The following is a 21,822-nucleotide window of genomic DNA, read 5'->3' as shown; positions in this document are numbered from 1 at the left end:
ATTTTCGGGAACACATCGCCATGCAGGTCAGCAAATCGAACAAGCTCGCCAACGTCTGCTACGACATTCGCGGCCCAGTGCTCAAGCACGCCAAACGCCTGGAAGAGGAAGGCCATCGCATCCTCAAGCTGAACATCGGCAACCCGGCGCCTTTTGGTTTCGAAGCGCCGGATGAAATCCTCCAGGACGTGATCCGCAACCTGCCGACCGCTCAGGGCTACAGCGATTCCAAAGGCCTGTTCAGCGCGCGTAAAGCCGTCATGCAGTACTACCAGCAGAAGCAGGTAGAAGGCGTCGGCATTGAAGACATTTACCTGGGCAACGGCGTTTCCGAGCTGATCGTGATGTCGATGCAAGCGTTGCTCAACAACGGCGACGAAGTGTTGGTGCCGGCTCCGGACTACCCGCTGTGGACCGCTGCCGTGAGCCTGTCGGGCGGCAACCCGGTGCATTACCTGTGCGACGAGCAAGCCAACTGGTGGCCCGACCTGGCCGACATCAAGGCCAAGATCACCCCGAACACCAAAGCGCTGGTGATCATCAACCCGAACAACCCGACCGGCGCGGTGTATTCGAAGGAAGTCCTGCTGGGCATGCTGGAACTGGCCCGCCAGCACAACCTGGTGGTGTTTTCCGACGAGATCTACGACAAGATCCTGTACGACGATGCCGTGCACATCTGCACCGCGTCCCTGGCCCCGGACCTGCTGTGCCTGACCTTCAACGGTCTGTCCAAGTCCTACCGCGTGGCCGGTTTCCGTTCCGGCTGGATTGCTATCTCCGGTCCGAAACACCACGCGCAAAGCTACATCGAAGGCATCGACATGCTGGCGAACATGCGCCTGTGTGCCAACGTGCCGAGCCAGCACGCGATCCAGACCGCCCTCGGGGGTTATCAGAGCATCAACGATCTGGTCCTGCCGCAAGGTCGCCTGCTGGAACAACGCAACCGTACCTGGGAATTGCTTAACGACATTCCCGGTGTGAGCTGCGTCAAGCCGATGGGCGCACTGTATGCGTTCCCGCGCATCGACCCGAAAGTCTGCCCGATCCACAACGACGAAAAATTCGTGCTCGACCTGCTGCTGTCGGAAAAGCTGCTGGTGGTTCAAGGCACCGCTTTCAACTGGCCATGGCCGGACCACTTCCGCGTCGTGACCCTGCCGCGCGTCGACGACCTGGACATGGCCATCGGACGAATCGGCAACTTCCTCAAATCCTATCGCCAGTAATCGGTCTGGCCGCGTGCGACTTTTCCACGAAAGTCGCACGAGGATTAATTCAGCAACATATCTTTAAGCCTCGCCGAGCATCCCCACTGCAATCGCTGCCCGGTTGCGAGCTTCGTGACCGTGTCCAACAATCACGGGGCCCGCAACGCGAATCGGCTGACAAACACTTCCCCTGCCCACGTCGGAAATGCCCTGCAAGCGGCTAGACTGTTGCTGTAGGACACAGTTTGAAATAGTCACCCGGTTGAATAGCCCGTTGCAGCACCTTATATACCCCGCAGTACGCTACATCTTTAGCAAAAGGAGATTTCTACAACCATGATGCGCATCCTGCTGTTTTTGGCCACTAACCTGGCGGTCGTGCTGATTGCCAGCATCACCCTGAGCCTTTTCGGCTTCAACGGGTTCATGGCGGCCAATGGGGTTGATCTCAACCTCAATCAGCTGCTGATTTTCTGTGCGGTCTTTGGTTTTGCCGGTTCCCTGTTCTCGCTGTTCATCTCCAAGTGGATGGCGAAGATGAGCACCAGCACCCAAATCATCACCCAGCCGCGCACACGTCACGAGCAATGGCTGCTGCAAACGGTCGAGCAACTGTCTCGCGAAGCCGGGATCAAGATGCCGGAAGTCGGGATTTTCCCGGCCTACGAGGCGAACGCGTTCGCCACTGGCTGGAACAAGAACGATGCACTGGTCGCGGTCAGCCAGGGCTTGCTCGAGCGATTCTCGCCGGATGAAGTGAAAGCCGTTCTGGCCCACGAAATCGGTCACGTGGCCAATGGTGACATGGTCACACTGGCGCTGATCCAGGGCGTGGTGAACACCTTCGTCATGTTCTTCGCGCGGATCATCGGCAACTTTGTCGACAAGGTGATCTTCAAGAACGAAGAAGGCCAGGGCATCGCCTACTACATCGCGACCATCTTCGCCGAACTGGTGCTGGGCATTCTGGCCAGCTCCATCGTCATGTGGTTCTCGCGCAAACGCGAGTTCCGTGCCGACGAAGCCGGTGCGCGCCTGGCGGGCACCAACGCGATGATTGGCGCACTGCAACGCCTGCGTGCGGAACAAGGGCTGCCGGTGCACATGCCGGACACCCTGAACGCTTTCGGCATCAACGGTGGCATCAAACAGGGGTTCGCCCGCATGTTCATGAGCCACCCGCCGCTGGAAGAGCGCATCGACGCATTGCGTCGTCGGGGCTGACAGGCTCGGCACTAAAAGAAAAGGCCCGCAGTGATGCGGGCCTTTTTTTGTCTGCTTGATTAATGCGGTGTTCATCAGGACCTCTTCGCGGGCAAGCCTCGCTCCTACAGGAGATTGCGGTCAACTGTGGGAGTGAGCCTGCTCGCGATGAGGCCAGCACAATCAACACAACTTACCGGCTGGAAACCCGATAAACCCGCTCCTCAAGCCGTGTCACGCCGCTCTCGATGAACTTCGGGCTTTCATCAAGTACGTCCTGATCCTCAAGAATCTTCAACGACCACACAGCCCCGAACAACCGCTGCACTTCATCATCAAGCACGGCAAACGGCGGTCCGTCCTTTTGCGTCTGGTCGTAATCCAGCGTGATCAAAAGCCCCAACGCATCCTTTGGCAGAATCCGGTTCAAATGAGCCGCGTATTGCTCACGCATGGCCGGCGGCAGAGCGATCAGTGCCGCCCGGTCGTACAGGCCCGCGCAATCGGCAACATCGCCGGCAGTCAACTCGAAGAAATCACCACACCACAACTCGATCGAGCCTGCGCGATAGACCTTGAAGGGCCCCTGCTCAGTGACGTTCGGGTCAAAGTGATGTTCGCTGAAGAAATCTTCGACAGCCTTTTCCGACAGCTCAATTCCCAGGACTTCATGACCCTGGTGCGCCAGCCACAACAAATCCAGACTTTTCCCACACAACGGCACCAGTACGCGCGCCCCCTCCTCCAGCCCCAATTGCGGCCAGAAACGTTGCAGATAAGGGTTCACCTGCGGCAGATGGAAGCCGATCTGATTCGACTGCCACCGCTTGTGCCAAAACTCCGGCTGCATAAATATCTCCGAAAATTCGATCAAAACACCCTAAAACTTATATTAGATTTAGATCAATGATCTGACTGAAGATGGGCCCATCTTACTCTCAGGAGCTCCTTCATGTTCCCCAGCCTTTACATCTCTCATGGCTCACCCATGCTGGCACTGGAACCCGGTGCCAGTGGGCCGGCCCTCGCGCGCCTGGCTGCCGAATTGCCGAAACCCCGGGCCATCGTGATTGTTTCCGCGCATTGGGAAAGTAATGAATTGCTGGTCAGCGGCAATCCACAGCCTGAAACCTGGCATGACTTCGGCGGCTTTCCCAAGGCGTTGTTCGAGGTGCAATACCCGGCACCCGGCGATCCACAACTGGCCGCTGAGGTTGTCGAGTTGCTGAAGCGCAGTGACCTGCCAGCTCGCATCGACAGCAAACGGCCCTTCGACCATGGCGTCTGGGTGCCGTTGTCGTTGATGTATCCGCAGGCGGATATCCCGGTGGTGCAAGTCTCGCTGCCCACACGCGGCGGTCCTGCGCTGCAAACCCGCGTCGGCCATGCCCTGAGCAGCTTGCGCGAACACGGCGTGCTGTTGATCGGTTCGGGCAGCATCACCCACAACCTGCGCGAACTGGACTGGCACGCTGGCCCGGAAAGTGTCGAACCGTGGGCGAAGGTGTTTCGCGACTGGATGATCGAGAAACTTGAGGCCAACGACGAAGCCGCGTTACACGACTATCGCCAGCAAGCACCTAACGCCGTGCGCAACCACCCGAGCGATGAACATTTGTTGCCGTTGTACTTTGCCCGCAGTGCCGGCGGGGCATTCAGCGTCAGCCACCAGGGTTTCACCATGGGCGCGCTGGGCATGGACATTTACCGCTTCGGGTAATGAAAAACCGAGGCCTGCGGCGGCCAGGCTCAGACCACATCAACACCGACATGGATCGCATCGTGCCGCCAGAACTCCAGGTCACAATCGATCAACCGTTCGTGTTGGTCGTAATTGACCCGAGCGATGCGCAATCCCGGGCTGCCGACCGACACCCGTAACGCCGCCGCCGCATCCACCGACAACGCCGTCGGCACGATCTCGAAGCGCACCCGCCCGTAATGCAAATCGTAATGCCGCGCGTACAGCTCGGTGATCGACTGATTCAGGTCAAACTCCAGAATCCCCGGGAAATACTGCGGATTGAGGTAGTGCTCCACGTACAACACCAGCCGTTCATCAATTCGCCGTGCTCGGCAGATCTGAATCACGCTCGACAACGCCGGCAACTGCAACCAGGCACAGACCGCTGCCGACGCAGGCTGCAAGCGTGCCGAAATCACCTCGGTAGACGGCACCCGCCCTTGAGCGCTGACCATCGCGTGAAAGTGGCTGCGCTGCATCAGGTTGTAAGCCAGGCGCGGTGGCGACACGAACCAGCCCCGGCGCTCTTCGCGATAAATCTGCCCTTGGGCCTCCAGCTGCAACAACGCTTCGCGCACGGTAATGCGTGTCGTGCCGAACAACTCACTGAGCTTGCGCTCCGCCGGTAGCTTGCTGCCAGGCGCCAACAGGCCGTGGTCGAGCTGTTCCTGAAGAACCTGCCCGATGGCTGTCACCGCTTTGGTTGTCTCGATGCGCATCAACGTTACCTATCTGGACTAGACCAGCACTGTTTCGGAGCAGAACCGTCATTTGAAACGACTCCGTCAACTTTCAGCAAGCCTAGGCACTGCACATGACTGACAGATGACAAAGACGCTGAACGGTGCAGTCAAACGTGTGCAATTTAACGGCCAAGTCCTTTCATATCAGTTCTTTAGCCATGGTCTACGCTTACTCGCAAGCCTGAGCGTTGATCTGAAGAAAATGCAGACGGACCGCTGGTCGACATCAAAATGTCATCAGGGGCGCCTAGATTGGCTCAGGTATTGCTGACCTAGACCAACACAACCGCAATCGCAGCGTTGAAAACGCCCAAAGGAGCTTCGGATGAAAAAGCTTTTCCTGGCATCACTGTTAGGTTCGACCATTGCCATGTGCACCGCCGCCATGGCGGCTGATGATTTGAAAACCCTCGAAGCCGCTGCGAAAGCGGAAGGTGCGGTCAACAGCGTCGGCATGCCCGATGACTGGGCCAACTGGAAAGGCACCTGGGAAGACCTGGCCAAGAACTACGGCCTGAAACACATCGACACCGACATGAGCTCGGCGCAGGAAATCGCCAAGTTCGCCGCTGAAAAAGACAACGCCACGGCCGACATCGGCGACGTCGGTGCAGCGTTCGGCCCTATCGCGGTCAAGCAAGGCGTGGTGCAACCGTACAAGCCAAGCACCTGGGATCAGGTGCCTGCCTGGGCGAAGGATAAGGACGGCAACTGGGCACTGGCCTACACCGGCACCATCGCGTTCATCGTCAACAAAAAGCTGCTGCACGGTTCGGAAGCCCCGACCAAATGGGCCGACCTTAAAACCGGTAAATACAAAGTATCCATCGGTGACGTGAGCACCGCTGCTCAGGCCGCCAACGGCGTTCTGGCGGCTGCCCTTGCCAACGGCGGCGACGAGAAAAACCTTCAGCCTGCCCTGGCGCTGTTCGCTGACATTGCCAAGCAAGGCCGCCTGTCCATGGCCAACCCGACGATTGCCACCATGGAAAAGGGTGAAATCGAGGTCGGTGTGGTCTGGGACTTCAACGGTCTGAGCTACAAGGCCAAGATGGCCAATCCGGATGACTACGTGGTGTTGATCCCCTCCGATGGTTCGGTGATTTCCGGTTACACCACCATCATCAACAAATACGCCAAGAACCCGAACGCCGCCAAACTGGCTCGTGAATACATCTTCAGCGATGCCGGTCAGATCAACCTGGCCAAGGGTAACGCCCGTCCGATCCGTGCCGAGCACCTGACCCTGCCAGCCGAAGTCCAGGCCAAGCTGCTGCCGAACGAGCAGTACAAAAAGGTCACGCCGATCAAAGACGCGGATGCGTGGGAAAAAACTTCCAAGGCTCTGCCGCAGAAGTGGAACGAAGAAGTCATCGTCGAGATGAAGTAACCCCCCTGTAGGAGCCGGCTTGCTGGCGATGACATCACTGCGGTGCTCAGACAGACCGCGGCGCATGGATCGCCAGCAAGCCGACTCCTACAAACCATCTGTTTCGCGGAGTCCCGCCCCTATGAAGCACAACGTCATCCTTGTCGTGCTCGACGGCCTCAATTACGAGGTTGCGCGCCACGCCATGGGGCACCTGCAGGCTTACGTCGGCGCAGGACGCGCGGCACTCTACAAACTGGAGTGCGAACTGCCGGCCCTGTCCCGTCCGCTGTATGAATGCATCCTGACCGGCGTCACGCCGATCGATAGCGGCATCGTTCACAACAACGTTTCGCGCCTGTCCAACCAACGCAGCATTTATCACTACGCCAGCGAAGCGGGCCTGAAAACCGCTGCGGCGGCTTATCACTGGGTCAGTGAGCTGTACAACCGTTCGCCGTTCGTGGCCGCCCGGGACCGTCACACCGACGCCCCCGAATTGCCGATCCAGCACGGTCATTTCTATTGGAACGATCACTATCCGGACTCGCACCTGTTCTCCGACGCAGAACACCTGCGCCTGCGCCACGCACCGAATTTTCTCCTGGTGCACCCCATGAATATCGACGACGCCGGGCACAAGCACGGCCTCGACACCGCGCAATACCGCAACAGCGCCCGCTCGGCGGACATTATCCTCGCCGACTACCTGCAAGGCTGGCTCGACGCCGGTTACCAAGTGCTGGTGACCGCCGACCACGGCATGAACAACGACCGCTCCCACAACGGCCTGTTGCCGGAAGAACGCGAAGTGCCACTGTTCGTGCTCGGCGACGCCTTCAGCCTCAACGCCAGCGCTAAACCGAAACAGACAGACATCTGCGGCACCGTCTGCGAACTGCTGGGCGTGGCCCACGACAAACCAGTGTGCCGGGAGCTGCTCAAGTGAATGCCATGACTCGCGGCAAATGGCTGGCGGCCTTGTGCCTCGTGCCCTTTGCACTGTTCTTTATCGTGTTCGAGATCGCCCCGCTCGTCTGGGTGATGATCAACAGCCTGCAATCGGAAGAGTTCGGTTGGGGCCTGGCCAACTTCACCAAGATCTTCAATTCGAAGTTCTATTTGCAGGCGATCCAGTACAGCCTGGAGATCAGTTTCTGGTCCAGCGTGTTCGGGATCATCATCGCGGTGCTCGGCGCTTATTCCCTGCGTCGTGTCGACTCGAAGCTGCGTAACTTCGTCAACGCCTTCGCCAACATGACCAGCAACTTTGCCGGCGTGCCTTTGGCCTTCGCGTTCATCATCCTGCTGGGTTTCAACGGCAGCATCACCATCATGCTCAAGCAGGCCGGGATCATTCAGGATTTCAACCTGTACTCGAAAACCGGGCTGATTATTCTCTACACGTATTTCCAGATCCCCCTCGGTGTGCTGCTGCTCTACCCGGCCTTCGACGCCCTGCGCGAGGACTGGCGTGAATCTGCCGCGCTGCTGGGCGCCAACGGCTGGCAGTTCTGGCGACACATCGGTTTGCCGGTGCTGACGCCGGCACTGCTCGGCACCTTCGTGATCCTGCTGGCCAACGCCCTCGGCGCCTACGCCACGGTTTACGCACTGACCACCGGCAACTTCAACGTGCTGCCGATCCGTATTGCGGCCATGGTCTCCGGTGACATTTCCCTGGACCCGAACCTCGCCAGTGCGCTGGCCGTTGTGCTGGTGGCGTTGATGACCCTGGTCACCATCGTGCATCAGCTGCTGTTGAAGAGGAGCTACCATGTCTCGCGCTGAATTGGGCCCCGTCGGTATCTATCACCGCGTCGTGGTTTACCTGCTGTTTGCCATTCTGTTGCTGCCACTGGTTGGCACGCTGGTCTACTCGATTGCCAGCAGTTGGTCGGCGACCATTCTGCCCAGCGGCTTCACCGTCAAATGGTATGTGCAGCTGTGGAGCGATCCGCGATTCCTGAGTGCTTTTGGCCAATCGCTGCTGGTCTGCATCGGTGCGCTGATCCTGTCGGTGGTGCTGATCCTGCCGCTGCTGTTCGTGGTGCATTACCACTTCCCGAAACTCGATGCGCTGATGAACATCCTGATCCTGCTGCCCTTCGCGGTGCCGCCGGTGGTGTCGTCGGTGGGGCTGTTGCAGCTTTACGGTTCGGGGCCGTTCGCGATGGTCGGCACGCCATGGATTCTGATTGGCTGCTACTTCACCGTGGCGCTGCCGTTCATGTACCGGGCGATCACCAACAACCTGCAAGCGATCAACCTGCGCGACCTGATGGACGCCGCCCAACTGCTCGGTGCCAGCACTTTTCAGGCGGCATTCCTGGTGGTGCTGCCGAACCTGCGCAAGGGTCTGATGGTCGCGTTGCTGCTGTCGTTCTCGTTCCTGTTCGGTGAGTTCGTGTTCGCCAACATCCTCGTCGGCACCCGCTACGAAACCCTGCAGGTCTACCTCAACAACATGCGTAACAGCAGCGGCCACTTCACCAGTGCGCTGGTGATTTCCTACTTCTTCTTCGTACTGGTTCTGACCTGGGCGGCCAATATCTTGAACAAGGACAAAAGCGAATGAGCTATGTCAGCGTCCAACATCTGCAGAAAAACTATGCAGGCACCACCGTATTCAGCGACATCAACTGCGAAATCCAGAAGGGCGAATTCGTCACCCTGCTCGGCCCGTCCGGTTGCGGCAAATCCACGCTGCTGCGCTGCATCGCCGGGCTGACCTCGGTAGATGGCGGCAAGATCTTGCTCGATGGTGTCGACATCGTGCCGCTGAGCCCGCAGAAACGCGGGATCGGCATGGTGTTCCAAAGCTATGCGCTGTTCCCGAACATGACCGTGGAGCAAAACGTCGCCTTTGGTCTGCGCATGCAGAAGGTCAACAGCGACGACAGCCAAAAGCGCGTTGCCGAAGTGCTGAAACTGGTGGAGCTCAACGATTTCGCCGCCCGTTATCCGCACCAACTGTCCGGCGGTCAATGCCAGCGCGTCGCCCTCGCCCGCTCATTGGTGACCCGTCCACGCCTGTTGCTGCTGGACGAACCGCTGTCGGCCCTTGATGCGCGGATTCGCAAGCATTTGCGCGAACAGATCCGTCAGATCCAGCGCGAGCTCGGCCTGACCACGATCTTCGTCACACACGATCAGGAAGAAGCGCTGACCATGTCTGACCGGATTTTCCTGATGAATCAGGGAAAGATCGTACAGAGCGGCGACGCCGAAACCCTCTACACCGCGCCGGTGGATGTGTTCGCTGCCGGCTTTATCGGCAACTACAACCTGCTCGACGCCGACAACGCCTCGAAATTGCTGCAACGACCGATTACGCATCGCATCGCAATTCGCCCGGAAGCCATCGAACTGAGCCTGAACGGCGAACTTGACGCACAAGTGCGCAGCCACAGCCTGCTGGGCAACGTGATTCGCTACCGGATCGAGGCCCGGGGCGTGGAATTGGTGGTGGATGTGCTCAACCGCTCGGCGGCCGATCTGCACCCCGATGGTCAGCGTCTGGCGCTTTCCATCGATCCGACGGCCCTGTGTGAGGTAGCCTGATGACTTTGCTGATGTTGAAGAGAGAACTGCACTGATGGCCCTGGCAATTTTTGATCTGGACGAAACCCTGATCCACGGCGACTGCGCCACCCTCTGGAGCGAACAGATGGGCCGGCTGGGCTGGGTCGACCCCGAGTCGTTCATGCGTCAGAACAACGAACTGATGGACGCTTACAGCCACGGCAAGTTGCGCATGGAGGAGTACATGGCCTTCAGCCTCGAACCGATGATCGGGCGCACCCCCGAAGAGGTCGACCACTTGGTCGGACCGTGGGTGGAAGACTTCATCGAGCCGATCATCTTCAGCGACGCCACCAAAGCCATCGCAGCCCATCGCAAGGCCGGTGACCGGATTCTGGTGATTTCGGCGTCGGGAACGCACCTGGTCAGGCCGATTGCTGACCGCCTGGGCATCGACGAGATTCTGGGCATCGAGCTGGAAGTGCTGCATGGGGTCTATAGCGGCAACACCGTCGGCACACTGACCTACCGCGAAGGCAAGATCACCCGTTTACTGGAATGGCTGGATGCGGAAGAGGAAAACCTGGAGGGCGCGAGTTTCTATTCCGACTCACGTAACGATTTGCCGCTGTTGCTGAAGGTAGATTTCCCACACGTGGTGAACCCTGATCCGGTATTGCTCGAGCACGCCGAAAAAGCCGGCTGGCCGATCCACCTCTGGAAATAACGCAGACCCCTGTAGGAGCTGGCTTGCCAGCGATGAACGATAACGCGGAGACCCTGTAGACCGCATCGTCTGAATCGCCGGCAAGCCAGCTCCTACAAGGATGACGCCGTACCAGACCTCAGGTCAGGCTTTCGTCGATCACCAACACCAACTTCCCCGCCACCTTGTTCGTCGCCAACTCGGCAAATGCCGCTTCGGCATCCTTGATTGGGAAGGTCTTCGCCAACTGCGGGCTCAATCGCCCTTCGGCAAACAACGGCCAGACATGCTGGCGTAAGTCACTGAACAAATCCGCCTTGAACTGATTGTCACGGCTGCGCAAGGTCGAACCCAGCAACTGCACGCGTTTGGCCAGCACCTGCGCCAGATCCAGTTTTGCCTCACGGCCGCCCATCAGGCCAATCAGCACCCAACGACCATCGCGCGCCAGCAGCTTCAGGTTCAGCGCGGCGTAGTTGCCGCCGACCGGGTCGAGAATCACATCGAACGGCCCCAGGTCGCTCAAGCTGTCCAGATCATCGGTGCGCACCACACCACCCTGTGCACCCAATGCTTCGCAATAAGCCAGACGCTCGGCAGAACCGACACTGACCCAGCATGGGTTGCCAAACGCCTTGCACAGCTGAATGGCAGCTGAACCGATTCCACTTGCTCCGGCGTGAAGAAGAACTTTCTCACCCGGTTTGAGCGCAGCCAATTGAAACAAATTCAGCCAGACGGTCGCATAGACTTCGGGTAGCGCTGCCGCCTCGGCCAGGGACAATCCTTCGGGGACCGGCAGCACATGCCGTCCGTCGACAACCACCTCTTCGGCCATCCCGCCCCCGGCCAGCAAGGCGCAGACCCGATCACCGACCTGCCAGGACGAGCCCGGGCCGACCTCACTGATCACCCCGGAACACTCAAGACCCAGTACCTGACTGGCCCCCGGCGGTGGCGGATAAAGGCCCGCCTTCTGTAACAAATCGGCGCGATTGAGGCCCGCTGCCGCCACGCGAATGCGAACTTGCCCTACATCGCATGTAGGACCGGGCTCTTCAACCCACTCCACTTGACCGTCAACGCCTTGCAATGCTTTCACAGTGCCTCCATAGTGAGTCTGGACTGAGCCCGAAGCTGTAGCGCCGGGCTTTTTGCATTATGCGACCGGCCCTTGTGGTACCGGCGACTTCAAAGACGGCCTAATATGCGTTATCAATTGTCCCCGCGTCGAATCAGCATGAAGCATCTGTTCCCCAGCACCGCCCTCGCCCTATTTATTGGTATCGGCCTGATGCCGATGTCGAGCAATACGTTCGCAGCCAATAGCTGGGACAAGCTTCAGCCAGATCGTGACGAAGTGATCGCCAGTCTGAATGTCGTCGAGTTGCTCAAGCGTCACCATTACAGCAAGCCGCCGCTCGATGACGCGCGCTCCGTGATCATCTATGACAGCTACCTCAAGCTGCTGGATCCGTCGCGCAGCTACTTCATGGCCAGCGACATTGCCGAATTCGACAAGTGGAAAACCCAGTTCGACGACTTCCTCAAAAGCGGCGACCTCAACGCCGGGTTCACCATCTACAAGCGCTACCTGGACCGCGTAAAAGCGCGTCTGGACTTTGCCCTTGCGGAGCTGAACAAGGGCGTCGACAAGATCGACTTCACCACCAAGGAAACCTTGCTGATCGATCGCAAGGACGCGCCTTGGCTCAAGTCCACCGCAGAGCTCGACGACCTGTGGCGCAAACGCGTCAAGGACGAAGTGCTGCGGATGAAGATTGCTGGCAAAGAGCCCAAGCAGATTCAGGAAACGCTGACCAAGCGTTACAAGAATCAGCTCTCGCGCCTGGACCAGACCCGTCCGGAAGACATCTTCCAGGCGTACATCAACACCTTCGCCATGTCCTACGACCCGCACACCAACTATCTGTCGCCGGATAACGCGGAAAACTTCGACATCAACATGAGCCTGTCCCTCGAAGGCATCGGCGCTGTGTTGCAGAGCGACAACGACCAGGTGAAAGTCGTGCGTCTGGTGCCAGCTGGCCCTGCCGACAAGACCAAGCAGGTCGCACCGGCCGACAAGATCATCGGCGTTGCCCAGGGCAACAAAGAGATGGTCGATGTGGTCGGCTGGCGCCTCGATGAAGTGGTCAAGCTGATCCGTGGTCCGAAAGGCACCGTGGTGCGACTGGAAGTTATCCCGGCCAGCAATGCGCCGAACGACCAGACCTCCAAGATCGTGCCGATCACCCGCGAAGCGGTGAAGCTTGAAGACCAGGCGGTGAAAAAGTCGGTCCTCAACCTGAAACAGGATGGCAAGGACTACAAACTCGGCGTCATCGAGATTCCAGCCTTCTACCTCGACTTCAAGGCCTTCCGTGCCGGCGATCCGGACTACAAGAGCACCACGCGCGACGTCAAGAAACTGCTGACCGAATTGCAGAAAGACAAGGTCGACGGCGTGGTCATCGACCTGCGCAACAACGGCGGCGGCTCCTTGCAGGAAGCCACCGAGCTGACCAGTCTGTTCATCGACAAAGGTCCGACCGTGCTCGTGCGTAACGCCGATGGCCGCGTTGATGTGCTGGAAGATGAAAACCCGGGCGCGTTCTACAAAGGCCCGATGGCGTTGCTGGTCAACCGCCTGTCCGCCTCGGCTTCGGAGATTTTCGCCGGCGCCATGCAGGACTACCATCGCGCACTGATCATTGGCGGCCAGACCTTCGGCAAAGGCACCGTGCAGACCATTCAGCCGCTGAACCATGGCGAACTGAAACTGACCCTGGCCAAGTTCTACCGGGTTTCCGGCCAGAGCACCCAGCATCAGGGCGTACTGCCTGACATCGATTACCCGTCGATCATCGACACCAAGGAAATCGGCGAGAGCGCCCTGCCGGAAGCCATGCCGTGGGACACCATCCGCGCGGCCATCAAGCCTGCGGTCGACCCGTTCAAGCCATACATTTCGCAGCTCAAATCCGAGCATGACTTACGTTCGGCCAAAGACGCGGAGTTCGTGTTCATCCGCGACAAACTGGCCTTGGCGCAGAAACTGATGGCAGAAAAAACCGTCAGCCTCAATGAAGCCGAGCGTCGCGCCCAACACGCGGATATCGAAGCCAAGCAGCTTGCGATGGAAAACATCCGTCGCAAGGCCAAGGGCGAAGAGCCGCTCAAAGAGCTGAAGAAAGAAGACGAAGACGTTGCTGCGGCCGAGCCGGACAAGGTCAAACCAGAAGACGATGCCTACCTGAGCGAGACCGGTCGGATTCTGCTGGACTACCTGAAACTCAACACCGCGGTTGCCAAACACTAAGTTGTTACAAGCACGATGATGGCAATTTAATGCTGACGCCCCCTTAGCGTCATCAAACAGTCATCATTCTGTCGTGAAATACGGGACTGAGAGCTTTGGCTCTCAGTCCTTTTTTTTTCGCCAGAGACCGCCATGACCACTACCGAACAGCTGAGTGCGTTGAGTTCAATATTGACTCAAAGCGGTTTGCACAGCCTGTTCCAGCCAATCATTTCGCTCTCTGAACGACAGATCATCGGTTACGAAGCTCTCAGCCGTGGCCCCTCCAATAGCCCGCTGCACTCGCCCATCGCCTTGTTTGCCGTCGCCCGCCAGGCCGGTCGTTTGAACGAGCTGGAAATTGCCTGCCGCGAGAGCGCTTGCCGGCGCTTCAATGAGCAACAACTGCCGGGAAAGCTCTTTCTCAACGTGTCGCCGGAATCGCTGCTCGAAGCGGCTCACCAACCGGGTCGGACCCTGCAACTGCTGCAGGATTTCGGCATACCGCCCAGCCAGGTAGTCATCGAACTGACGGAACAGACGCCGACCGACGATTTCCAGCTGCTGCAAAACGCGCTGCATCACTATCGGGCGATGGGCTTTTCCATTGCGCTGGATGATTTGGGCGCCGGTTATTCGAGCCTGCGCCTGTGGTCCGAGCTGCGGCCGGACTACGTGAAGATCGATCGGCACTTCATCGACGGCATCCATCAGGATGCGCTCAAGCGTGAATTTGTCGGCTCCATCATGCAAATCGCCAAAGCCTCTCGGGCACAAGTGATTGCTGAAGGTATCGAGCTGCCGGAGGAGCTCGCGGTGTTGACCGATATGGGCGTCGATCTGGTCCAGGGTTACTTGCTTTGCCGCCCTCAAGAACACCCGCCAAGGGAAGCGCGAAACCTGATGCCCAAACAGGACAGCTCTGCGGTGGCGCTGAACGATGAAGGCAGTGACCTCAGTGCTCTTTTGATCGATCAGCCAGCGGTCGCGCGGGATACGCCGACTGCCACGGTGCTGGAAGCCTTCCGTCGCCAGGCCAACCTGAACTCACTGGCAGTGCTAGATGAGCAAGGCCACCCCTGCGGCATCGTTCATCGGCATTCGCTGTCGGACGCCCTGCTCAAACCCTTTGCCACCGACCTCTTTGCCCGCAAGCCCATCAGCCGATTGATGAACGACGACTTTCTCGCCGTCGAGATGAGCCAGTCGCTGCAACAAGTCAGCCGCCTGATCACTAGCCGCGCCCGGCAGCGCATCGAGGAAGACTTCATCATCACTCTCAACGGCGGCTATCTGGGACTGGGTCGGGTCATCGACGTACTGAAGCTGATTACTGAACTGAAGATCCAGCAAGCCCGTTACGCCAACCCGCTGACCCTGCTGCCGGGCAACGTGCCAATCCAGCAATGCCTGACGCGCCTGTTGCAACAGCAAAGGGAATCGGTGATCTGCTACGTAGACATCGACAGCTTCAAACCCTTCAACGACATCTACGGCTACGGCCGCGGGGACGAAGTCCTGCTGTGCCTGGCGCAATGTCTGAATGATCGCGTCGACCCGTCCCGCGACTTTGTCGGCCATATCGGCGGTGATGATTTCCTGCTGGTGCTCGGGCCGGAAGACTGGCGCAAACGTTTGAACCAGTTGCTCGACGACTTCCAGAGCCAATGCCGACGCTTCTACCGCAGCGAACACCTGGAAGCCGGCTGCTTCATCGCCCCGAATCGCCAGGGCGTGCGCCAGGAATTTCCGTTGTTATCGCTGTCGATCGGCGTAGTGCATTTGCATCCACAGGCCTGTGGACAACTCGATGCCAGCCAGTTGGCGGAGATGGCGTCACAGGCTAAACACCACGCGAAGAATGTGCCGGGGTACAGCGTGCATGTGATTGATAGTCTGACGGTGCCGAAGCGAGAGGATGAATTGCTGGTTGGGCAGCGGTGATGGGGCTGACGCCTTCGCGGGCAAGCCTCGCTCCTACAGAAATCTATGCGCACTGAAGATTCCCTGTAGGAGCGAGCGGTGCGGCGGTCCGACTTGCCCGCGAAGGCGTCGGATCAGCCACTAACTATCCAAAGGACCGCGAGCAGCCAACTCTTTCAGTTTGATCTCAGCCAACGGATGCCCAGCCTTGGCAGCCATCGCCCAAAACCGGGCAGCCTCATCCGGATCCGGAGCCTTGCTCGCCGTCCCGGCCAGACTGATCACCCCCACCTGATACGCCGCCTTGCCATCCCCCGCCAACGCCGCCAGGCGCAGCAAGCGGACACCTTCCCCACGAGCCCCAAGGCCCACGCCGCGAAAGGCCAGAATGTGGCCATAGAAGCTTTGAGCGTCGACATCGCCCAGATTCGCCATGCGTGCAAGCTGGCCTTCAAGCCAACTCCAGCAGCGTGGCTGACGCACAAACCACGACCAGTGAAACAACCGGCGAGCCAGCCAGTAACCGGCCCGCGCCTTGAGCTTTAAAAACACTCAGGCTTCCGCCGATTCGGGGTACTCGTATTCGAACACTCGCACCACTTCCGAGGCATGCCACGAGGCGGCGGCGACACCATCGGACGGCCCGGAGAAACGCCCCAGGCGCTCGACACATTCGAAAAAACCGGTGCGCGGCAGGCGACTGGCGCCCTGGCTGATGACCAGCGAGCTGCGCAGTGGCTGCTCGGCCTTGGCGTCCAATGCGGCCAGGTGTTCAAGAGCTGCGGTCAGGGTTTGCATGGCCGGCGTCGGCAATTGCAGGCGCTCAAGCAACGCGCGGTAGGTCAGTAAATGACGCTGGCGGCGCGCCTGATCCAGCTCGCCAAGCAACCCGTCCCAATGTTGACGACTGATGCGTACGCTCACGATTCTTCCCTCCACCCTGGCACCGTCAATTCCCAGGCCAGACTGCGGCGAATCGCTGCGTCGGGTTGACGCTCGCCGCTTTCGATCAAGGCCAGATAAGACGGGCTGATGCCTACCGTGCGGGCCAGCGCCTCAATGGCGATGCCCTTCCCTTCGCGCAAACTGCGTAGTTGATCCAGACCCGGAAGAATCTGGTCTGGTGTGGCCGCGCGATGCACCGGAGCCTCGCGCCGCGGTTGCTGATCGATGCCTGCTGCTTTGAGTAGAGCCTGATATTGAGCCCACGGAACAACCGCATACTCGGGCTCGCCTTCGCGTGTGATTATCTGAATATCCATGACTTCCCCGTAGGACAACGACACTTAGCGAGTCGGCGCTTTTCCTTAGAAGTGTAATCCTAACAGCGGCCAAGGTCGCGGGGGTATGAATATAGGGATGATCCTGAATCGACTCAGGTTTTTTTCGGGCCCTGCAGCTGAAGTTGTTCCGGGGTATCGGGCAAACGCTCGACCACCGCGAGCTTCTCCGGCAACTGGCGATTGCGCCAGGCGCGGAAGGCGTTGAGCTCGTCGTCGAGAACCTTCATCAGCCAGGCGAGCACGGCGATGTCATCGAGCATGCCGAACACCGGAATGAAATCCGGAATCGCATCCACCGGGCTCAGGAAATACATCAGGCCTGCCACCACCGAGATCAGCGCTTTAGGGCTGATGGCCCGGTATTCACCGCGCCAGTAAGCCAGGCACAACGCCTGCAACAAACGCAGGTCGTCTTTGAGCTTACCCAAACGGTTGCCCTGGCTGGCACCTTTGCTGGCTACCGCGAACAGTAACGTCGGCAAACGCCCACGAGCGAGCAGACGTCCGGCCAGTGGCAGGAAACGAGCGAAATTCCAGGGTGCTTTCATCATTCCTCCCGCTGAAATGTTATCCACACAAATTGTGGATAACCTTGTGAACAGAGCTGCATTTCACGGCTGAAAGCCCCGTTTCATAAGGGCTCAACTCAGATCGGGCGTTTTTTACTCACATAAAAAAACCCAAGATTTCATTGACTTGGCGCTTCGGCGCGGCTAGCGCAGGCGCTCTCAATGGCTATGACTCCAGCCTGAAACATCCGTTCGCTTTGTTTACCCTTGCCGGACGCCAGATGCAACAACGCCCCGCATAAGCGAGGCGTTGTTGTCAGGACAAACGCTAATTACTTGGCAGCGTCGTCTTGTTTTGCCGGATCCTTGATCGCCAGCAGTTCCAGGTCGAATACCAGCACCGAGTTGGCTGGAATCGCCGGGCTTGGGCTTTGGGCACCGTAAGCCAGCTCGCTAGGGATGAACAGCTTGTACTTCTCGCCAACGTGCATCAGTTGCAGGCCTTCGACCCAACCCGGAATCACGCCGCTGACCGGCAGATCGATCGGGCTGCCACGCTCGACGGAGCTGTCGAACACGGTGCCGTTGGTCAGGGTGCCGGTGTAGTGAACAGTCACCACGTCGGTCGGCTTAGGCTGTGCGCCATCAGCTTTCTTGACCACTTCGTACTGCAGGCCCGAAGCAGTGGTGGTGACACCGGCTTTCTTGGCGTTGTCTTCGAGGAATTTCTTGCCGGCGGCTGCCGACTCTTCACTCATTTTGGCCATACGTTCTTCAGCACGCTTCTGCAGTGCTGCGAAGGCTTCGACCAACTCGTCGTCCTTCAGTTTCTGTTCTTTCTTGCCGACGGCATCTTCAATGCCCTGGGCAACGGCTTTGGAGTCCAGATCATCCATGCCTTCCTGAGCCAGGCTCTTGCCCATGTTCAGGCCAATCCCGTAGGAAGCTTTTTGCGCCGGGGTTTTCAGCTCTACGCTGGTCTGCGAGTCGCAACCCGCAAGTACCAGGCTAACCAGGGCCACCGCCGCCGCCAACCGATGCTGTTTCATGCTATTTCCTTGTTCATGCGCCTAAAGGGCAATCGAGTAAAGCCGCGAGCTTATCAGGCGGCCACGACCAATGGCTACCGGCATGAGAGCAGGAAACTTCTGATAAGTTCAGGTGTTTTAACGCATTTCCGGAATCGGATGATGAAGCTTCTGTCATCTTCGCCCCACAGGGACGACTGCTTCGTCCCACAACAACTGAAGTAATGGCCACTTGCCCCACGATTGCAGCTGAGGCATAAGAGAGCGACAACTCGACAAGGATGTTTAACTTGCGCCTCTTTTATCGCTTTCTGATTCTGATTGTTGCGCTGCTGGGCCTCGCCCTCGCCGTGATTCTGTATTACGTCGCCAACCCGAAACTGCCGAACTGGTCGCCAGCACAACAAGTGCATTACCTGGAGCAGTGGAGCGCGGCCGACCGCCAGACCTACTACTTCACGCCCCAGGGCACTCAGGTCAAAGGCTTGCGCTACGAGTGGTTCAACGCGCTCGAGCTGCCCTTTTCGCAACAGCGATTCGCCAGCCCGGAGTACCTTGCGCGCTTCGGTTTCCTGGTCGATCCCAGCCAGAAAGCCACGCCAACCAACCCCGGCAACCTGCCCGTGGGTTTCGCCCGCCATCAAAACCCCGGCAGCCAGGAACAGTTTCTGGACATCACCTGCGCCGCCTGCCACACCGGCGAATTGCGCTTCAACGGTCAGGCCATCCGCATCGATGGGGGTTCGGCGCAACACGTCTTGCCGTCCAGCGTTCCGACACTGCGCGGTGGCAGTTTCGGACAAGCTCTGGTCGCCAGTCTGACGTCGACTTACTACAACCCGTGGAAATTCGAACGTTTCGCCCGCAACGTGCTGGGCCAGGATTACGACGCCCGGCATCAACAGCTGCGCAAAGACTTCAAAACCTCTCTCGATACGTTCCTGAAAGTAGCCTGGAACGACACCCATCGAGGGCTCTACCCGACCGAGGAAGGCCCTGGCCGCACCGACGCGTTCGGGCGTATTGCCAACGCCAGTTTCGGCGACGCGATCTCACCGGCCAACTACCGGGTGGCCAATGCGCCGGTCGACTACCCGCAACTGTGGGACATGTGGACATTCGACTGGGTGCAGTGGAACGGTTCGGCGCAGCAGCCGATGGCCCGCAACATCGGTGAGGCGTTGGGCGTAGGCGCCACGCTGAATTTCTTCGACAGCAACGGGCAGCCACTCAAGGGCGACTACCGATATCCGTCCAGCGTGCGGGTGCGCGATCTGCACCTGATCGAAGAAACCCTGCAACGACTCAAACCGCCTGCCTGGCCGGAAGAGCTGCTGGGCGCGGTCGACAAGCCTTTGGCCGCCAAAGGTCGCGCACTGTTCACCGAGAACTGCGCCGGTTGCCACGTTCCGCGGACGATCCAGGAAGGCGAGCGCTGGGTGCAGCAGTTGCACATGTTGCCCGTCGACGTCATCGGCACTGATCCGACGGCGGCGAGCAACATCGCCAACCACCGTTTCGACCTGACAGCGCTGCAATGGGACCCGACGGAGCTGGCACAGATGGACGTGAAGCTGCACCCGACACCCGAGGAGCCGCTGGACCTGAGCCAGCTTTCGGTGGCCAAGGGGCTGGCCTACGTCACGGCGTTCGTCGAGGACCGGGCTTACCGGGAGGCCAAGGTCACAGCCGCAGAAAAGCCTCGGCTCGATGGCTTCGGCCTGCCGATCGGCGTTCGTGAAAAAGTGGCTTACAAGGCTCGGCCGCTTTCAGGCGTCTGGGCGACCGCTCCGTTCCTGCACAACGGCTCGGTACCAAGCATTTATCAATTGCTCTCGCCTCAGGACGAACGCGCGGCCACCTTCTATAAAGGCACGTTCGAGTACGACCCGAAACACTTGGGCTATCGCACCGAAACCTTTACCAACGCATTCCTGTTCGATACGCGCATTACCGGCAACCACAACAGCGGCCATGAATTCCGTGCTGGTAAACGCGGCAACGGGGTGATTGGCCGACTGCTGCAACCCGAGGAACGCTTTGCGTTGCTGGAGTACCTGAAAGTGCTGGGCGGCCCGCTGGAGGCACAACTACCATGATCATGACCACCTTCAAGAAGGATTTGCCGATGTTTGCCCGGTTCTGGTTGTGGCTGGGCCGCCTGCTCGGCAAAACCCTGCTGGTTTTGCTGTGCATCGGCTTACTTGGCTGGGCGCTGGCCACCGCCTGGTTTGCCTGGCAGCACCGCGGACCGGTCTCGGCACTGGAGCAGATTCCGGATGGCGAAGCCGCCATGACCCAGGACGTGATCCAGACCGCCGTGCGGATTGTCGATCAACACCGTGAAAGCACCCGCTATCTGCGTGATGCCCATGCCAAGGCCCATGGCTGCGTAAAGGCCGAGGTGCAGGTGTTGCCGGATCTGGCGACAGAGTTGCGTCAAGGTGTGTTCAGTGAGCCGGGCAAGACCTGGCAAGCGACGATGCGCCTGTCCAACGGCAATGCCTACCCGCAATTCGACAGCATCCGCGATGCGCGGGGCATGGCGATCAAACTGCTCGATGTGCCGGGCAAGCAACTGCTCAGCGATCAACAGCGTCGCGGCGAACAGGACTTCGTGATGTTCAGCCATCCGAACTTCTTTGTCAGCGATGTCGCCGAGTATCGTCAGAATGTCGCTGCCCAGGCGGACGGCAAGAAGGTGATGGCGTTCTTTCCGGGCTGGGACCCACGCACTTGGCAGGTCCGTCATCTGTTTATTGCCTTGGCGACGCTTTCTCCGCCACCACCGAGCCCGACCCAGACGACGTATTTTTCGGTTTCGCCCTACAAATTCGGTGAGGCCAATGCCAAGTTTCGGGTCATGCCCGACCCAACGAACTGCCCGACCTATGCCCTGCCCGCACAAAACCAGAAGTTGCCGAACTTTCTGCGCAATGCGCTGAACCAGCAACTGTCAACCGATCGGGTGCCCGCCTGTTTTGTCCTGCAGATCCAGCGACAGGATGCAGGCAAGTACATGCCGATCGAAGACACCAGCGTTGAATGGAAGGAAAGCGACGCGCCTTTCCAGACGGTGGCGCGGATCAACGTACCCGCCCAGGACTTCGACACACCGGCGTTGAACCTGCAATGCGACAACCAGTCGTTCAATCCATGGTTTGGCGTTGAGGCCCATCGCCCGATTGGCGGCATCAACCGCTTGCGCAAAGCTGTTTACGAGGCGGTCAGCGATTACCGACACAGCCGAAACGCCGAACAGTAAGCAGGCACA

At 59.1% G+C, this 21,822-nt stretch carries 21 protein-coding genes; 13 read left to right on the top strand and 8 right to left on the bottom strand.

Annotated elements, in window-relative coordinates; all coding sequences use genetic code 11:
* The first annotated feature begins 20 nt into the window (after nucleotides 1-20).
* Together ACYZUC_RS28605 and htpX are read left to right on the top strand one after the other, a co-directional pair.
* Nucleotides 21-1,232 carry a pyridoxal phosphate-dependent aminotransferase gene (locus ACYZUC_RS28605; protein ID WP_008030363.1) on the top strand — a complete coding sequence of 404 codons (1,212 nt, stop codon included), beginning with the start codon at nucleotides 21-23 and terminating at the stop codon, nucleotides 1,230-1,232.
* 318 nt (nucleotides 1,233-1,550) lie between these two features.
* A complete protein-coding gene (htpX, locus tag ACYZUC_RS28600; RefSeq protein WP_008030365.1) occupies nucleotides 1,551-2,438 on the top strand; it encodes a protease HtpX in 888 nt (295 codons plus the stop codon).
* A gap of 172 nt (nucleotides 2,439-2,610) precedes the next feature.
* Here the strand turns inward: htpX and ACYZUC_RS28595 are convergent, their stop codons facing one another.
* On the bottom strand, nucleotides 2,611-3,267 hold the full coding sequence (locus ACYZUC_RS28595) for a thiopurine S-methyltransferase (RefSeq protein ID WP_461991934.1): 657 nt from the start codon (nucleotides 3,265-3,267) through the stop codon (nucleotides 2,611-2,613).
* 102 nt (nucleotides 3,268-3,369) lie between these two features.
* Between ACYZUC_RS28595 and ACYZUC_RS28590 the strand changes: the two genes are divergently transcribed.
* Nucleotides 3,370-4,137: a DODA-type extradiol aromatic ring-opening family dioxygenase gene (locus ACYZUC_RS28590; protein WP_192419337.1), complete on the top strand. Its 768-nt coding sequence runs from the start codon at nucleotides 3,370-3,372 to the stop codon at nucleotides 4,135-4,137.
* Nucleotides 4,138-4,166: 29 nt separating this feature from the next.
* Here the strand turns inward: ACYZUC_RS28590 and ACYZUC_RS28585 are convergent, their stop codons facing one another.
* Nucleotides 4,167-4,880, bottom strand: coding sequence for a UTRA domain-containing protein (locus ACYZUC_RS28585; protein WP_008030372.1), 714 nt, complete (start codon nucleotides 4,878-4,880; stop codon nucleotides 4,167-4,169).
* Nucleotides 4,881-5,229: 349 nt separating this feature from the next.
* On the opposite strand from ACYZUC_RS28585, the gene ACYZUC_RS28580 reads away from it, so the two are divergent.
* The 6 genes from ACYZUC_RS28580 to ACYZUC_RS28555 all read left to right on the top strand — a co-directional run bounded on the left by ACYZUC_RS28580 (nucleotide 5,230) and on the right by ACYZUC_RS28555 (nucleotide 10,525).
* Nucleotides 5,230-6,294, top strand: a complete 1,065-nt coding sequence (locus tag ACYZUC_RS28580; RefSeq protein ID WP_461991932.1) for an ABC transporter substrate-binding protein — start codon at nucleotides 5,230-5,232, stop codon at nucleotides 6,292-6,294.
* A gap of 121 nt (nucleotides 6,295-6,415) precedes the next feature.
* The gene (locus ACYZUC_RS28575; protein WP_461991930.1) at nucleotides 6,416-7,222 is read left to right on the top strand and encodes an alkaline phosphatase family protein; all 807 of its coding nucleotides are present in this window, start codon (nucleotides 6,416-6,418) and stop codon (nucleotides 7,220-7,222) included.
* Nucleotides 7,223-7,227: 5 nt separating this feature from the next.
* On the top strand, nucleotides 7,228-8,064 hold the full coding sequence (locus ACYZUC_RS28570; RefSeq protein WP_280164038.1) for an ABC transporter permease: 837 nt from the start codon (nucleotides 7,228-7,230) through the stop codon (nucleotides 8,062-8,064).
* Entirely contained in the window at nucleotides 8,051-8,851 is an 801-nt protein-coding gene (locus tag ACYZUC_RS28565; RefSeq protein ID WP_461991928.1) for an ABC transporter permease, read from the top strand. Before ACYZUC_RS28570 ends, ACYZUC_RS28565 begins: the two co-directional genes overlap by 14 nt.
* Nucleotides 8,848-9,837, top strand: coding sequence for an ABC transporter ATP-binding protein (locus ACYZUC_RS28560; RefSeq protein WP_008030381.1), 990 nt, complete (start codon nucleotides 8,848-8,850; stop codon nucleotides 9,835-9,837). The genes ACYZUC_RS28565 and ACYZUC_RS28560 overlap by 4 nt, the downstream gene beginning before the upstream one ends.
* A 34-nt stretch (nucleotides 9,838-9,871) precedes the next feature.
* Nucleotides 9,872-10,525 (top strand): HAD family hydrolase, encoded by a 654-nt coding sequence (locus ACYZUC_RS28555; RefSeq protein WP_008040903.1) that lies wholly within the window; start codon nucleotides 9,872-9,874, stop codon nucleotides 10,523-10,525.
* A 118-nt stretch (nucleotides 10,526-10,643) separates the two neighbouring features.
* Here ACYZUC_RS28555 and ACYZUC_RS28550 read toward each other — a convergent pair whose 3' ends face one another.
* Nucleotides 10,644-11,606 carry a zinc-binding dehydrogenase gene (locus tag ACYZUC_RS28550; protein WP_461991925.1) on the bottom strand — a complete coding sequence of 321 codons (963 nt, stop codon included), beginning with the start codon at nucleotides 11,604-11,606 and terminating at the stop codon, nucleotides 10,644-10,646.
* 138 nt (nucleotides 11,607-11,744) lie between these two features.
* Here ACYZUC_RS28550 and ACYZUC_RS28545 point away from each other — a divergent pair, with 138 nt between their 5' ends.
* The gene (locus ACYZUC_RS28545; RefSeq protein ID WP_461996777.1) at nucleotides 11,745-13,826 is read left to right on the top strand and encodes a carboxy terminal-processing peptidase; all 2,082 of its coding nucleotides are present in this window, start codon (nucleotides 11,745-11,747) and stop codon (nucleotides 13,824-13,826) included.
* A 132-nt stretch (nucleotides 13,827-13,958) separates the two neighbouring features.
* Nucleotides 13,959-15,749, top strand: a complete 1,791-nt coding sequence (locus ACYZUC_RS28540) for a bifunctional diguanylate cyclase/phosphodiesterase (RefSeq protein ID WP_461991923.1) — start codon at nucleotides 13,959-13,961, stop codon at nucleotides 15,747-15,749.
* A 120-nt stretch (nucleotides 15,750-15,869) separates the two neighbouring features.
* Here ACYZUC_RS28540 and ACYZUC_RS28535 read toward each other — a convergent pair whose 3' ends face one another.
* From ACYZUC_RS28535 to ACYZUC_RS28515, 5 genes are all read right to left on the bottom strand, one after another.
* On the bottom strand, nucleotides 15,870-16,280 hold the full coding sequence (locus tag ACYZUC_RS28535) for an SEL1-like repeat protein (RefSeq protein WP_461991921.1): 411 nt from the start codon (nucleotides 16,278-16,280) through the stop codon (nucleotides 15,870-15,872).
* Nucleotides 16,281-16,652, bottom strand: a complete 372-nt coding sequence (locus ACYZUC_RS28530) for a hypothetical protein (RefSeq protein WP_003223109.1) — start codon at nucleotides 16,650-16,652, stop codon at nucleotides 16,281-16,283.
* Nucleotides 16,649-16,990: a helix-turn-helix domain-containing protein gene (locus tag ACYZUC_RS28525; protein WP_461991919.1), complete on the bottom strand. Its 342-nt coding sequence runs from the start codon at nucleotides 16,988-16,990 to the stop codon at nucleotides 16,649-16,651. The genes ACYZUC_RS28530 and ACYZUC_RS28525 overlap by 4 nt, the downstream gene beginning before the upstream one ends.
* Before the next feature lie 113 nt (nucleotides 16,991-17,103).
* Nucleotides 17,104-17,559: a YkvA family protein gene (locus ACYZUC_RS28520; RefSeq protein WP_461991917.1), complete on the bottom strand. Its 456-nt coding sequence runs from the start codon at nucleotides 17,557-17,559 to the stop codon at nucleotides 17,104-17,106.
* Between the two features lie 293 nt (nucleotides 17,560-17,852).
* Complete coding sequence (locus ACYZUC_RS28515; protein WP_461991915.1) at nucleotides 17,853-18,569, bottom strand: FKBP-type peptidyl-prolyl cis-trans isomerase; 717 nt, start codon at nucleotides 18,567-18,569, stop codon at nucleotides 17,853-17,855.
* Nucleotides 18,570-18,838: 269 nt separating this feature from the next.
* Between ACYZUC_RS28515 and ACYZUC_RS28510 the strand changes: the two genes are divergently transcribed.
* Together ACYZUC_RS28510 and ACYZUC_RS28505 are read left to right on the top strand one after the other, a co-directional pair.
* Nucleotides 18,839-20,647 carry a di-heme-cytochrome C peroxidase gene (locus tag ACYZUC_RS28510; RefSeq protein ID WP_461991913.1) on the top strand — a complete coding sequence of 603 codons (1,809 nt, stop codon included), beginning with the start codon at nucleotides 18,839-18,841 and terminating at the stop codon, nucleotides 20,645-20,647.
* A complete protein-coding gene (locus tag ACYZUC_RS28505) occupies nucleotides 20,644-21,813 on the top strand; it encodes a catalase family protein (RefSeq protein WP_461991911.1) in 1,170 nt (389 codons plus the stop codon). The genes ACYZUC_RS28510 and ACYZUC_RS28505 overlap by 4 nt, the downstream gene beginning before the upstream one ends.
* The last annotated feature ends 9 nt before the right edge of the window (nucleotides 21,814-21,822 follow it).

The organism is Pseudomonas sp. GT1P32 (genome assembly GCF_054897805.1).
Note: the sequence above shows the minus strand (reverse complement) of the source record. Positions and strands in the feature narration are given on the sequence as shown.